The following is a 13056-nucleotide window of genomic DNA, read 5'->3' on the forward strand; positions in this document are numbered from 1 at the left end:
CTTTCATGGCTGATTATTTATGCAACACAAATTAGGATTGTTGTCTTCATTAGGGTTATCTTTTATATCAACATTCTCTTGGGGAGACGAAACCTCAACAGTACTTGAGACCATACGCGTTCAGGCTGAAAGTACCCAAGAAGGTGTGAGCCAAAATAGCTCGGCGACTAAATTTACTCACGATGTTTTAGATGTTCCTTTTAACCGTGCTTATGTTTCAAAACAAATGATGGAACAACAAGACGTTCAACGGATTGATGACGCATTAAGCTTGGTGAGTGGGGTTTTTCATCAAAACAGTTTTGGTGGCGGCTTTTGGGATAACTACTCTTTCCGTGGTTTTAGTACCGATCCCAATTTAGGTGCTTCTATGATTCGAAACGGCTTGAGTGTCAACCGAGGGATTAGTGCGCCAAAAGATGTCGTAAATATTGAATCTTTAGAGTTTTTAAAAGGGCCAATGGCTGCTCTATATGGTCGCGGCGAAACTGGTGGTTTGCTTAACCTCAACAGTAAAAAACCGCAGTGGGAAAGCGAAAGTGAAGTTAACCTACGTGCCAATACCCAAGAACAATATCGAATTAGTCTAGAACACACGGCGCCAATTAACGATGAACTGGCCTATCGTGTAGCAGTGGCTCACGAAGATAACCAAAGCTTCCGTGATCATGTCAGTAGTGAACGCTGGTTCTTTTCACCACAGTTCACATGGAAAATTTCAGACCAGACACAACTCGACTTTGACAGTGAATTTACAGAACATAAAGGAACCTTTGACCGTGGTGTCAGCACAGTCAATCACCAGTTTGTGATGGACCCGAAAACCTTTACAGGTGAACCTGACGACGGCGATTTGAAAATAAAAGATTACTTTTACCAATTACGTCTGAGTCACGAATTTAACCCTGACTGGAAGCTAAATAGTGCTGTCAGTTATAAAGATGCCAAAATGGTCGGCTTTGCAACCGAACCTCGTCGTATGCAAGCCGATGGCCGTACTTTAGAGCGTCAACGTCGCTATCGTGATTATACAAGTCAAGATGTTCTGGCTCAGACAGAGTTACTTGGCAAGGTTGATACTTCGTGGGCGCGCCATGAAATTTTGCTTTCAACCGAACTTGGTCAACTCGACTATAAACAAAACCAGCTTCGTCGTAATCACAGCACAAGCTCACCAAACACAATTGATATTTACCAACCTGAATATGGCAAATATGTACCGAACTTAGCTCCGTTTACCAATACCAAAGAACAGCAGCGTTACTTTGCACTCAATATTCAAGACCAGATCTTCTTTAATGATCAATGGAGTGTGCTATTTGGCAATCGTTTTGATCAGGTCGAACAAGACTTTAAAAATCATCTAACTCAGACTGAAAGCAACCAGACGCTTCACCAAAATAGTCCGCGTTTCGGAGTAAATTTTAAAGCCTCTGAGCAATGGGCGTTTTATAGCAACTATGGCCGCTCATTTGCCATGAATAGTGGTATGAACCGAAATGGTCAGACTTTTGCCCCTGAAAAAGGCGAAAGCTACGAGGTTGGCACCAAATATAAATTGAATGACCAAAGTGTGCTGAGTCTCGCTTTGTTTAAAATGAAAAAACGAAATGTACTGACAACCGACCCAATTGACAGTAACTTTCAAACTGCAGCAGGCGAAGTGAGCAGTAAAGGAATTGAGTTTGACTTAAATAGTCAAATCACTGACCGTTGGTTCGTCAATGCCAACTATAGCTATACCGATGCGCAAATTGAAAAAGACCAAGACTTGCCAAAAGGTGCCCGTCTGAGCAATGTGCCAAAACACCAAGGTGCTGTAAGTACCAATTATGAGTTTCTACAAGAAGGCTCAACAAAAGCAGGTGTAGGTGCCAACCTTACTTATGTGGGCGAACGTAGCGGACATAACCTTGATAATGGCTTTAATTTACCAAGCTATACCCTCGTAAACTTAAATGCTTACTATGCTCCATCTGACCGCTTACGTTATCAGCTGAACGTAAACAACCTATTTGATAAAACCTACTATGTCTCAAGCTACAGCGATTTATGGGTTCAACCGGGTGAGCCACTGAATGCTTCAATCTCGGCACAGTGGAAGTTTTAATTCATCTATAAAATAAAAAAGCCCGAATTATTTCGGGCTTTTTTATTAGAACATGCCATTTTCATTCACAAACTGTTCGGGCTGCATTTGCCCGATATCCCAAAGCTCAGCAATTTTTCCATTTTCAAAACGGCAAATATGAACCACAGCCACAATGGTAAGTTTGTCATTCATTTGCATTTCAAGTTTCGAATGCACAGCGACTAAAGTCCCATCTTCAATGACATGCTGAACATCAAAGACTTTGTTGGGATTTTCAGCCGCGCTTTCACGCATACCTTCCTTCAACGAAGTTGCATCACCCGCATAATAAGGGTTGTGATGCTTGAAGTTAGGTGCAGTGTAATTGCTGTAGGCTTCATCAACTTCGCCTGCTGCGGCAAGTTCTAAAAACCGTACCGCAATTTGTTTTTGAGACAAGTTCATGAGTATCTCCTACTCTTTTTAGACCTTATTGTAAGAGGTCGTCTTCTTCACTTTCTTCCTCAAAGACATAGGCCATACAGCCCCATCCGTCATATTCACCCTGAAATTTTTCAGCGATGCTGGCAAACCATTCCTCTAAGTCAACAATGTCTGAATACTCAGGTTCCATGTTCACGAAGATGGTAATCACCCACTCATTTGGCTCAACAGAGTCATCTTGGAAAAGTGAAACTTTTTGTTCTTGGTAAAGTAAATAGAGTGCACATTGCTCTGCATTTTTTTGATCTTGAAATGCAATTGAAAATTCAATTTCATGCAGCTCGGTTAAATCATCCCCATCTTCAGCCATTTGCCAAAGTACATTGCCGTTATCGTCATCTGGAAATTGTTCGTAGTCACGAGTCATAAAGTGATCCTTGTTGTTGTCGCAGTATTAATATTATTCGGACTTAGAATACCCGACTTTTATTGCAGTTTGGGTATATATTCCGTTCCCAGTCGCATCAAATTGAATTTTTAATTGTATGTAAATTTTAAAAAGGCACTTGGGATTGAATGACTACATCTGTGCCTTTCAATGGATGCTGAAACGCCAGATAGGCAGCATGTAAAGCCATACGGCTTAAGTGAAAACGTTTAGGTTCAGGATGATATAACTTGTCACCCATAATCGGATGTCCAATGTGCATCATGTGCACACGTAGCTGGTGCGAACGGCCTGTGACTGGTTCAAGTAACACTCGCGTTTGATCTGTTTTTTCATCATAGGTGAGAGGCTGAAACAAGGTTTTAGCATGTTTGCCCAATTCAAAATGTACAATTTGTCTTGGACGATTTTCCCAGTCAGTAATGAGAGGAACTTCAACACTGCCCTCTTCTGTGACTTGGCCTTGCACCAAAGCAATATAATGTTTTTTGACTGTTCTGGCCTGAAACATTTTACTTACCGCAACCTCTGCATCACGGTGCTTGGCAAACATAAGTAGGCCCGACGTCGCCATATCTAAACGATGCGTGACTTTAGCCAAAGGGAACTTTTCTAACACCCGTAAATAAGCGCTATCATGATGCTCAGGTAGGCGACCCATCACAGACAACAATCCCGCAGGTTTATCAACCACAATCAAATCGTCATCTTCAAATAAAATTGAAAGCGGATCTTGTGGTGGAGCGTAAACAAAGTTGTCGTTTAAAGGCATGGTCGTAGAAACAGCAATGGAGCATGGCGGCAAATCATAAAGAAATTTCAGACCGACCGCAAAACAATCTATAAGCTTTCATCATGTTCCACGTGAAACTCGAAAAATCTTTATCGCTTTTTATTCATTTCAGCTAAAAGATCGAGCTGAATTTCTTGAATATGCGCAAGCCTTTCCCATTGATGCGATAAAAGATGGTCCATTTTTTCATGTAAATGACGAATCTCAAGCTCGGCTTTTAAATTAATTTGATAGTCGTGTTGAGAGCGCAAACGGTCTTTGGCTTCTTGACGGTTTTGACTCATCATAATGATAGGCGCCTGAATTGCCGCTAAGCATGACAAAACCAGATTAAGTAAAATAAATGGATAAGGGTCGACAGGACGTACCACCATCACCACTGTATTTAGAATAATCCAAGCAATTAGAAAAATAGCAAAGCAAATCAGGAAAGCCCAACTACCACCAAATGTCGCGATCTTATCTGCTAATTTTTCCCCAAACGTCCATTTTTGATCGAAGTCGGATTCGGTATTTCGGCTAATCAGCTCATGGCGTTGCATGCTACCAATCACTTCGTTTTCTAAATTAGTTAACTCGCCTTTTTCGGAACGTAATAGTGATTGAACGTATTTAATTCGATAATCTGCCAGATCTGCTCGACAAATAAAGCTTGAGAAAGACCAATCCGGATGATCTTGAATAATTTCCTCACTAATCACATTCCGAATGACTTCACCCGAAACTAGATCTTTTAACGGGAAATTCTTTCCGCATACGGCGCATTGGCGACACTGGTTTTTATTCTCCATTTTATACAGCTCGCAATTATGATCATAAGGATATTATATAGGTGATTTCAGGTGACAACATCGTAAATAAAAAGAATGCTTTAACCCAATATTTGTAAAGTTGCTGGCACTATTTTTCGATGTGCAGGAATCACAGGAACCATGTACAGTCTTCCAAGCCAATTTTTAATATGTACTACTGTGGTTATGGTGAGTACTTGAGTCTTTTCATTCTTATAAACAGATAAAGTCACATTTAAGTGCTTGTCATCGTCTCCAATCACTAATTCATTTTCGGTACGTTGCCTTAAGGTAAAAATTCCAATTCGGTCGCCTGCAACATACTCATTTTCTTTTTTATTTGAATCAATCTGTTTGAAACTTCCTAAGTCTTTAAGCCCAATTTTTGAAGTAATTTTATTACGCATATTCATGCTCCACTCTATCCACGCTGGAGTGTGTTGAAATAACTTAATAAGTTGTTGAAATACATTCAGGTCGGGCTGACCCAGCACAATACTCCACGAGTCGTGGAAGTAAGCATTGTTCAGTTGAGATGAGATTTGGCTGTCGCTAGGTAAAGCAGAAAGATAGGGCTTATTCATAAATTATATTCTTGTAAAGTATCGTTTTTATTATAGAGAATTTTTTAGGGTGTCAAGGGAAAACATCTATGGTTTACTTCAACAATTATAACTTTGTAAGTTAGAACCTTTTGCCTATAAACTTTTGATCTATAGCGTCCTAAGCCGAATCGAGACCTTTTGGGTGAGTACACACTAACGTTATACGTTTTGGTGCATGCTACTCTTTTCGATCCCTATCACACCCTTGAGATATAGTTTAGCCAGCACCCTGCGGGATTGTTTTTCTAAGAAAAGCTAATTTTTAATATTTTTGGGAATTTTTACGTCATTAACCAAATTTAAAAGAATTTATTCCCATTTACCCATAATTAGTTATATTTAAATTCCACTTTATTTGTATTTTTCGGTTTATTTTACCAAAGCATTAACCGTTTTGAGCAATTAAGCACCAGACTATAAAAAGAATCTAACGCCAGTAAAGTATGATTTATCTATGTAGAATCTCTTGTGTTTAGGTCACAAGAGAACTCTACTTTTCATTCCAGCTATTTACACTTATTCGTTATATTAAACTTTGGAGATTCGTTGAAACTCACTAAGGTAAAGCTTCTATCGGTGAAGTTTTCTGTATCTTCATTAGGCGTATGAAAAAACCACTCTGAAATACCATTATTTTTTAAAATAACCTCAAAGTTAAAATTACTTCCCATATTCTTATCTTGGAAATACACCTCATACTCATTAGGCTTAATTTTCAAAGTTTTAGTTACTTTATAAAATGGTTGATCAGGGGTATCAAATGAGAATTTAATGGACTGATTCTTTTGATCAAAACTTACAGAATTAATATTCGTAGAGCTTTCTTTCTTATTCGCCTCTAGAGTACAGTCATAGATCCATTTCTCTGGTTTATCTTTATAAATATAATAATTATTCCTTGCTTGAAACTTTGAAAAAAACTCACCCACAGTATTACCAAAAGAAAGACTAGGAAAAACTAATAAAAAATATAAGAAAATAATCCTCATCTACAAACACCTACACTCATAATATTCTTAACCTTACTTTTAGCTATAATGAAAAAAGATAAATTTTTCATTCTCTTATTCTCTAAATAAGTATCCCATCCAGACCATTCAAAACCAACTGACTTAATTAATGTTTTTCATATTTTTGTCTTGTTCTTTCTGCATTATTTTTAGATTTAATTTTTTCGCTTGAATACATTATAAAAACATATTATAAATTATTTCTAACCAAATAATTGGTTTTTTGGAACTTTATAATGAACAACAATATTATAATTTTTGGTTATGGAACAGGTATTTCCAAAGCCGTGGCACATAAGTTTGGTAAAGAAGGCTATAAAATCGGTTTAGTGGCGCGTAATGCTGAAAAACTTGAAAAAGCCATCTTAGAACTTAAGGCACAAGGTATTGAAGCTTATGCTTTTACATGTGATTTAGCGGTTCTTGAAGATATACCAAACCTTATTCAACGTATTAAAGATCGATTAGGAGAGATTAAAAATATTCATTGGAATGCTTTCCATGATATTGAAGGCAATATTCTAAAAACCCCTCCACTAGAGCTTACCAAAAGTTTTCATATTCGCGTTTCAAGCTATATTGCGACGGTGCAAGCTTGCTTAGGTGATTTAGAAAAGAACCACGGTAGCATTTTATCGACAAATGGAATTTTTGCTTTCGATGCAGTGGGCATCGACTTGGTTGCCAAAGAATATTCATCGTTAGCAACCACCGCTGCCGCTCAATACAAGGCCACCAACTTACTTGCTCATAGTCTTGCTGACTCAAATGTTTATGTGAGCCAAGTGATTGTAAATGGTTTTGTAGATGGAACACCTGAAGCGAAGGATAAAACCTACGCGGTGCATCCTGAAACAGTTGCGGAGCAGTTCTGGTACTTACACCAACATAAACAAGAAACTGTGTCTCTTTGTGGAGAAGCCATTCAAGCCGCTTAAACTATGTTTTATGAGAGAAAAAGCGTAATCCATTACGCTTTTCTTAACTATTTGAATTTATTTTTTCTAAAGCCCATATATTTCGAGTTTTAAACTACCCTTCCCACTTTCTAAAAACCAGACAAGTATTTACCCCACCAAAACCAAAGCTATTACTCATAACTGTTTTGAGTTCGGTTTCTCGGCTCGTTTGAACAATATCGAACCTTTTAGCTTCTTCGCGCAGTTCGGTAATATTAATACTCGGCGCAATAAAGTTATTTTGCAGCATTAAAATAGAATAAATCGCTTCGTGTACGCCTGCTGCCCCCAAACTATGCCCAGTCATGGACTTTGTCGAACTCAGTGGCGGGACTTTTTCACTGCCAAAAGCTCTTTCTATGGCCAATAGTTCGGGAATGTCTCCTGCTGGCGTTGAAGTGCCATGCGTGTTGATATAGTCGATGGTTTCAGAGCCGTTTTGCTTGGCTTCTGCGAGTGCCAGTTTGATGCAACGGGTCGCGCCTTCACCGCTCGGGGCTACCATATCGACACCGTCACTATTGGCAGCGTACCCAACCACCTCTGCTAAAATTTTTGCTCCGCGCTTTTGGGCATGGCTTAAAGACTCCAAAACCACCATGCCACCGCCGCCAGCAATCACAAAGCCATCGTTATCTACTGAATATGGGCGTGAAGCAGTTTCAGGTGCATCGTTATATTTAGAGCATAAGGCGCCCATCGCATCAAATATTGCGGTTTGGGACCAATGGTCTTCTTCGCCGCCACCAGCGAGCATAAGATCTTGTTTACCAGCAGCAATAAGGTGAAATGCATAGCCGATTGCGTCGGCTGAAGTCGCGCAGGCACTCGCAACCGATTGGGATACGCCTTTTAGATTGAAAGCGTGTGATAAGTTAGAGCTAATGGTGCTGGTGAGGTAGCGTGGCGCTAAATCGGGTGATACTTCGCTGACGCCTTTTTCTTTTAAGGTATGCAACATGTCGATGATAGACGCTGTTGAAGTGCCCCCTGTTCCCCCAATCACGCCATATTTTGAGTTGTTGGCAATGTCATTTACTTCAAGCTTGGCATGTTGTAGTGCATTGAGTGCCGAGTTGTAGGCATACATCGCGCAAACGCCCATGTGTTTTTTTAATTCTGGATCAATATTTTCAAAATTCATTTCGGCAGTGGCGCTCACATGACTTCGAAAGTTCAATTTTGCATAGACATCGTTATAGCGAATGCCTGAGCGGCCTGCTTTTAAGGACTCGGTTACTGTCTCTAATGTATTTCCAATACAGGAATTAATTCCCATACCTGTGATGACAACTCGTTCCATTCTTATCTCTATAAAAACGACAAAAATAGATCTTAACAACCAAGTTCTTTTTTGGAACTGGCAAAATATTTCTATATTTATTATTTTTTCTCATCGAATATAAATAAAAAGTTAATAATAATATTTTTATTTTAAAATAATATTTAGTTTTATTATTAAATCAAAAATATTTTAAATATTAAATTGACGTATTTAAAATCACCGATTATTATCTCGTTGCTGGCCTACATTGCCAGTCGGTTTTGACAGACCGTTGATCCACGGCGGGTTATAGTACAATCTATAAGTCGTTAGACCCTTGCGTCCCCTTTTCTTTGCGGTAGGACGGATGGGGGACGCCCCGTGCGTGCTGGTTCCATGGATCCCAGTCTGTCAACCCCTTTCCGTTCTACCACCCAAATTAATTCGCGGTAATCTGGTGGTAGGACTCCATTTTTTAAGGAGTTGACCATGACGTTTTTTAATCTTATTTTCTCTGTTTTTTAACTATTTTATTGATTTAAAATTTGGGATTTTACGCCTTATTTTTTTAAATTTATAAACTATTTTTATTTTAAAATTTTAATTATTTTATTTTCCTGTATTTTTAGGAGGATTAACTTTTATTTATAAAATTATTTTAAACCTCAAAGTAATTATATTTTTATTTTAGTTATACGCATAAATAATCATGAGAATAATATGAAAATTTATAACCCTTTTTGGCTTTAAGTTTCATTCTAGGCAGCTACGGCGTTTCGGTTTACGACCCAAAGACTCATCAGGAGTTTGAAAAAATTTGCCTGTCAGGTGGGCATAGCGAGTCGAGTTGTGACTGCATTTACCAGCGACTTGAGCAAGTTTACTCCGCCAAGCTGATGCAGCGCCTTGAATATGTCAGTTTGCAAAGTCCTGTTCTCCCACAGGACTTTGCCCCTACTTTTTTGAACACCATGCAGCGGTGTGACAAAAGTAGTCTGGGCTAAGCGTTGGCTTAGCTCTTTATCTCTGTATCGCAATGGTGTTTTACTTTAAATCAGTGCAAAAAATTAAAGTCTGTTGTGGCACAGAGGCCTAAGTTGTTTGATTTGCCGAATTAGCATTTTGAAAAATCAGATCAATTTTATAACCAATCCAGTTATGCTGTGCTTACATTCAACTTTTAAACATTTATTAGAATGAACCACACATGGGATGAATTTGAGCAAAGACTTATCACCTATAGAGATGTAAAGATTGATCTTGCAAGAGTTTTAGATGCGTATGAACTTCAAATAAAAGAACTTCTTCAACAAATTCAATTGTTAGCTTATGAAGAATCTTTACCTATATTTAATCAGTTATATGAAATACAAGATCATTTAGCTACTGCCAAGTTTCGCTATGACCTCGGCTTAAATGAAGCTTTAGATATATTCGTTTATCATTTCGATAGAGATGATAAAGCGCTGATAAGCCAATATTGGTACAAAAAATTCAAGCAAAACAAAGATATTCTTTGGCCTTTACCTCAAGACGAATAGTGGCTTGTACGTTTTATCCTACAAACTTTTAAGGTTTTTGCGGATTGGCGACACCCCTCTTTTTTCCTATTATGAACTCATACAGGAACAGGATGTTCCGGAACATAAAACAACAATAATAGGTTCATGCATCAGGATCGTGAGATACGACAGGAGTCATATCTAGTACCCAAATACGAAAAAGCTCGACAGGATGTCGGGCTTTTTTTATGTCTGAATATTGGGAAATTTTAGGGTTTAAACGGCTGAATCATTCTTCAATGTAAGATTTCTCTTACAAGCTTTTAAGGTTTTTGCGGATTGGCGACATCCTGCATTTTTCCTAATATGAAGTCATACAGGAACAGGATGTTCCGGAACGTAAAACTACAATAATAGGTTCATGCATCAGGACGTGAGATACGACAGGAGTCATATCTAATACCCAAATACGAAAAAGCCCAACAGGATGTTGGGCTTTTTTTATATCTGAATATTTATGAGTTTTTCTTTAAGTCTTCAATATAAGTGGTTGTGCTGCCATCCCAGTAACAATGTATACAGCGTCCCTCTTTAAAAACATGCTCACAATTTGCATATCCATAAATTATAGAAGCACATTCAGGACACAACGAGGCCATGCTAGATTTACTTTTTAAATACTGGCTTCCGCATTCATCACATTTTTCACAACCACTCAGCATGAATATATCTCGATTTAAAACAATACCATGAGAACATAATGATAAATTAAAAAGCAATCTTGTACGTTTTATCCTACAAACTTTTAGGGATTTTGCGGATTGGCGACACCCTACTTTTTTCCTAATATGAAGTCATACAGGAACAGGATGTTCCGGAACATAAAACAACAATAATACGTTCAAGCACCAGGAGCGTGAGATACGACAGGAGTCATATCTAATCACCAAATACAAGAAAGCCCGACAGGATGTCGGGCTTTTTTTATGCTTATTAAAAATTGATATTTGCATACACTTATAGCGGGGTATGCGCCTGTTCTTGCTTTTTATGGCGAATCCAACGCACCACCCAAATAACTGCAATCAGCACCACTATTGCCACAAGCGCGGGCACTAACATGGCAGAAACCGAAAGTAAGATTGCTCCAATCCATTCACCTGTCGCAACGACAAAATTACCCAAGCCACCCGTAGTTGCAGTTGAAACACCGCGTGCAGCGACGGTACTCATTTGCACCACACCAGCCGTGCCACCACCGACAATAATCGCTGCTGCCCAACTGGCAAACTGAGACATTTCTCCGCTGCTAACCGCCATTGTTGCTAATGTACCCGCGATCATCGCCGCAGGGGTTGCGACTGTGTCTAAGGCATTATCGACCCACGGAATGTAGTAGGCTGCAATTTCACATACCGTTGCCACGCTTAAAGCCAAACACACCGATGGCAGAGCTAACCACTCAAAACCTTTCGATGGCTCAAACCATCCCATCATGGTTGCAATGCTCATGACCAGTAGCGGCACAAACACCCGAAAACCGCAGGCAGCGCTCAGGCCCACACCAATACATAAACCCAATATTGTTTCCATAACGGTTTCCTTTTCATGCCCATCACGGGTCTTGTTATGTAAGTCTTATTTTTAAACTAACAAAAAGCCCCATCGGGTGACAGGGCTTTTTGTTAAATGCGAACGCAAATATTATTTCATTCTTAACGTTTAAATTGCGTGCAGTAGCATTTCGTGCAAGGTGGTAAAGGGTCGGTATTAATTTCTAAAAACACTCTATGTCCGCACTGAGCACAGAAATAGAAGCCTGTTCCGGGTTTTTCGCCAGCTGTTACCATGATTACATTCCTATAATCGTATATATATTAAACAGGAATATAACCCAGTTAGAGTGAATGTCAATTGTCCATTTCGCCCGATGATGATGGCATAAATGCAAAAAATGTTATTTGTACGATTTATCTTACACAGATTTAGGGATTTAGCCGATTGGTTATCCTCTGCTTTTTTTCTATGATGAGTTCATACAGGAACAGGATGTTCCGGAACATAAAACAACAATAATAGGTTCATGCATCAGGATCGTGAGATACGACAGGAGTCATATCTAGCAACCAAATACGAAAAAGCCCGACAGGATGTCGGGCTTTTTTTATGGGATACCTACACTAAGGCTCTTACTTGTCACTCACATTTAATTCACTTTATTTAGAAGCATTTTAAGCTCATGAATTTCTAATAATGGTTGACCTTTATGTAGCATTCTATGGCAGTTTGAACAGACTATAGCCAAATCCTCTAAATTGGTTTTAACTATACTGTCTGACTGGTTTAATGGAATCAGATGATGAACCTCACAAAATTCTTTACCAATTTCTCCATAGTTCTTTTCAAAGTCAAAATGACAAACTTCGCATTCTAATTTTCCAAAATCAGATAATATTTTCTGCTTTTTTTGTTTAATGATACTTAAATTTCTTTCTCGAACTAAGTGCCTTCTGATTTTAAGACTTCCCTCAGTGACTCCTAAGTCATCAATATCAGGTAAATCATTAACTAGACAGTATTTTTCAATATACTTTTTTACTTTTTCAACTAAAGGTTTTGTTTCTTCTAACTTTGCATACCAAACATTACTTTGCCCTATACCACCTTTTTTTGCACGAGGAATTCCAAACTCTCTTTCATCAATAGGTAGCAAATAAGCATCTTCAAAATCAGCTTTTATTCGATAGGATTTAACACCATTCTGCTTATGTAATTCCGAAGCAAATTCAAAGTAAATTTCCTCTTTGTATACAGTAGCATTCTTATACCACCCAACAATAACTGTTCCATTGCTCTTAGAACTTGCTGTCCAGACAACCGTTACGCCATCAATATATAGATCATCCTTGTTAGCTCCTAACTTTGTTATATTAATCTTTCCCGGAGACTGCACATATCCAAAAACAGAGCCATCCATATTCGTGAAATTACATACTTCGTGACCAATTTCATTATCATTATATGACCCTCCTCTTTCTAAAATATCTCCATCCATTCCATTATATTTTCTCATCCAGCCAATATTGCAAAATAATATTCTCACTTTTATTCCCCCAAATTTAAAAAACCCCATCATCAAGATAGGGTCTTTTAAAATAAATTTCAATTA

Annotated in this window: 14 protein-coding genes; 4 read left to right on the forward strand and 10 right to left on the reverse strand. The window is 38.5% G+C overall.

Annotated elements, in window-relative coordinates; all coding sequences use genetic code 11:
• Nucleotides 1–19 precede the first annotated feature (19 nt).
• Nucleotides 20–2110 (forward strand): TonB-dependent receptor, encoded by a 2091-nt coding sequence (locus AC056_RS17920; protein WP_213033515.1) that lies wholly within the window; start codon nucleotides 20–22, stop codon nucleotides 2108–2110.
• Between the two features lie 45 nt (nucleotides 2111–2155).
• Here AC056_RS17920 and AC056_RS17925 read toward each other — a convergent pair whose 3' ends face one another.
• The 6 genes from AC056_RS17925 to AC056_RS17950 form a co-directional block, all read right to left on the reverse strand.
• Nucleotides 2156–2536: a nuclear transport factor 2 family protein gene (locus AC056_RS17925; RefSeq protein ID WP_077164380.1), complete on the reverse strand. Its 381-nt coding sequence runs from the start codon at nucleotides 2534–2536 to the stop codon at nucleotides 2156–2158.
• Nucleotides 2537–2561: 25 nt separating this feature from the next.
• A complete protein-coding gene (locus AC056_RS17930) occupies nucleotides 2562–2942 on the reverse strand; it encodes a ribonuclease E inhibitor RraB (RefSeq protein WP_019457956.1) in 381 nt (126 codons plus the stop codon).
• A gap of 127 nt (nucleotides 2943–3069) precedes the next feature.
• Complete coding sequence (locus tag AC056_RS17935) at nucleotides 3070–3735, reverse strand: RluA family pseudouridine synthase (protein WP_049064652.1); 666 nt, start codon at nucleotides 3733–3735, stop codon at nucleotides 3070–3072.
• A gap of 110 nt (nucleotides 3736–3845) precedes the next feature.
• The gene (locus tag AC056_RS17940) at nucleotides 3846–4547 is read right to left on the reverse strand and encodes a DUF1003 domain-containing protein (RefSeq protein ID WP_139344676.1); all 702 of its coding nucleotides are present in this window, start codon (nucleotides 4545–4547) and stop codon (nucleotides 3846–3848) included.
• An 80-nt stretch (nucleotides 4548–4627) separates the two neighbouring features.
• The gene (locus tag AC056_RS17945; RefSeq protein WP_039252820.1) at nucleotides 4628–5131 is read right to left on the reverse strand and encodes a DUF2867 domain-containing protein; all 504 of its coding nucleotides are present in this window, start codon (nucleotides 5129–5131) and stop codon (nucleotides 4628–4630) included.
• 527 nt (nucleotides 5132–5658) lie between these two features.
• Nucleotides 5659–6141: a hypothetical protein gene (locus tag AC056_RS17950; protein ID WP_077164381.1), complete on the reverse strand. Its 483-nt coding sequence runs from the start codon at nucleotides 6139–6141 to the stop codon at nucleotides 5659–5661.
• A 257-nt stretch (nucleotides 6142–6398) separates the two neighbouring features.
• Between AC056_RS17950 and AC056_RS17955 the strand changes: the two genes are divergently transcribed.
• The gene (locus AC056_RS17955; protein ID WP_045124640.1) at nucleotides 6399–7100 is read left to right on the forward strand and encodes an SDR family NAD(P)-dependent oxidoreductase; all 702 of its coding nucleotides are present in this window, start codon (nucleotides 6399–6401) and stop codon (nucleotides 7098–7100) included.
• Nucleotides 7101–7194: 94 nt separating this feature from the next.
• On the opposite strand, the gene AC056_RS17960 is transcribed toward AC056_RS17955, so the two are convergent.
• Entirely contained in the window at nucleotides 7195–8424 is a 1230-nt protein-coding gene (locus AC056_RS17960) for a beta-ketoacyl synthase N-terminal-like domain-containing protein (RefSeq protein ID WP_077164382.1), read from the reverse strand.
• Nucleotides 8425–9125: 701 nt separating this feature from the next.
• Here AC056_RS17960 and AC056_RS19980 point away from each other — a divergent pair.
• Together AC056_RS19980 and AC056_RS17970 are read left to right on the forward strand one after the other, a co-directional pair.
• Nucleotides 9126–9389: a hypothetical protein gene (locus AC056_RS19980; RefSeq protein WP_077164383.1), complete on the forward strand. Its 264-nt coding sequence runs from the start codon at nucleotides 9126–9128 to the stop codon at nucleotides 9387–9389.
• A 192-nt stretch (nucleotides 9390–9581) separates the two neighbouring features.
• A complete protein-coding gene (locus tag AC056_RS17970) occupies nucleotides 9582–9926 on the forward strand; it encodes a hypothetical protein (protein ID WP_077164384.1) in 345 nt (114 codons plus the stop codon).
• A gap of 978 nt (nucleotides 9927–10904) precedes the next feature.
• Here the strand turns inward: AC056_RS17970 and AC056_RS17980 are convergent.
• The 3 genes from AC056_RS17980 to AC056_RS17990 form a co-directional block, all read right to left on the reverse strand.
• Nucleotides 10905–11480 carry a DUF4126 domain-containing protein gene (locus AC056_RS17980; protein WP_077164386.1) on the reverse strand — a complete coding sequence of 192 codons (576 nt, stop codon included), beginning with the start codon at nucleotides 11478–11480 and terminating at the stop codon, nucleotides 10905–10907.
• A 122-nt stretch (nucleotides 11481–11602) separates the two neighbouring features.
• Nucleotides 11603–11737 carry a zinc ribbon-containing protein gene (locus AC056_RS19730; protein ID WP_001983336.1) on the reverse strand — a complete coding sequence of 45 codons (135 nt, stop codon included), beginning with the start codon at nucleotides 11735–11737 and terminating at the stop codon, nucleotides 11603–11605.
• Between the two features lie 356 nt (nucleotides 11738–12093).
• On the reverse strand, nucleotides 12094–13023 hold the full coding sequence (locus tag AC056_RS17990) for an HNH endonuclease (protein WP_228144370.1): 930 nt from the start codon (nucleotides 13021–13023) through the stop codon (nucleotides 12094–12096).
• Between the last annotated feature and the right edge of the window lie 33 nt (nucleotides 13024–13056).

This window comes from Acinetobacter genomosp. 33YU (assembly GCF_001990725.1).
Taxonomy (GTDB): Bacteria; Pseudomonadota; Gammaproteobacteria; order Pseudomonadales; family Moraxellaceae; genus Acinetobacter; species Acinetobacter seifertii.

Coding starts and splice junctions, on each gene's coding strand:
- AC056_RS19730 (WP_001983336.1), bottom strand. CDS start 11,737: ATGGTAACAGCTGGCGAAAAACCCGGAACAGGCTTCTATTTCTGTGCT.
- AC056_RS17980 (WP_077164386.1), bottom strand. CDS start 11,480: ATGGAAACAATATTGGGTTTATGTATTGGTGTGGGCCTGAGCGCTGCC.
- AC056_RS17990 (WP_228144370.1), bottom strand. CDS start 13,023: ATGATGGGGTTTTTTAAATTTGGGGGAATAAAAGTGAGAATATTATTT.
- AC056_RS17935 (WP_049064652.1), bottom strand. CDS start 3,735: ATGCCTTTAAACGACAACTTTGTTTACGCTCCACCACAAGATCCGCTT.
- AC056_RS17955 (WP_045124640.1), top strand. CDS start 6,399: ATGAACAACAATATTATAATTTTTGGTTATGGAACAGGTATTTCCAAA.
- AC056_RS17920 (WP_213033515.1), top strand. CDS start 20: ATGCAACACAAATTAGGATTGTTGTCTTCATTAGGGTTATCTTTTATA.
- AC056_RS17940 (WP_139344676.1), bottom strand. CDS start 4,547: ATGGAGAATAAAAACCAGTGTCGCCAATGCGCCGTATGCGGAAAGAAT.
- AC056_RS17945 (WP_039252820.1), bottom strand. CDS start 5,131: ATGAATAAGCCCTATCTTTCTGCTTTACCTAGCGACAGCCAAATCTCA.
- AC056_RS17950 (WP_077164381.1), bottom strand. CDS start 6,141: ATGAGGATTATTTTCTTATATTTTTTATTAGTTTTTCCTAGTCTTTCT.
- AC056_RS17970 (WP_077164384.1), top strand. CDS start 9,582: ATGAACCACACATGGGATGAATTTGAGCAAAGACTTATCACCTATAGA.
- AC056_RS17930 (WP_019457956.1), bottom strand. CDS start 2,942: ATGACTCGTGACTACGAACAATTTCCAGATGACGATAACGGCAATGTA.
- AC056_RS17925 (WP_077164380.1), bottom strand. CDS start 2,536: ATGAACTTGTCTCAAAAACAAATTGCGGTACGGTTTTTAGAACTTGCC.
- AC056_RS17960 (WP_077164382.1), bottom strand. CDS start 8,424: ATGGAACGAGTTGTCATCACAGGTATGGGAATTAATTCCTGTATTGGA.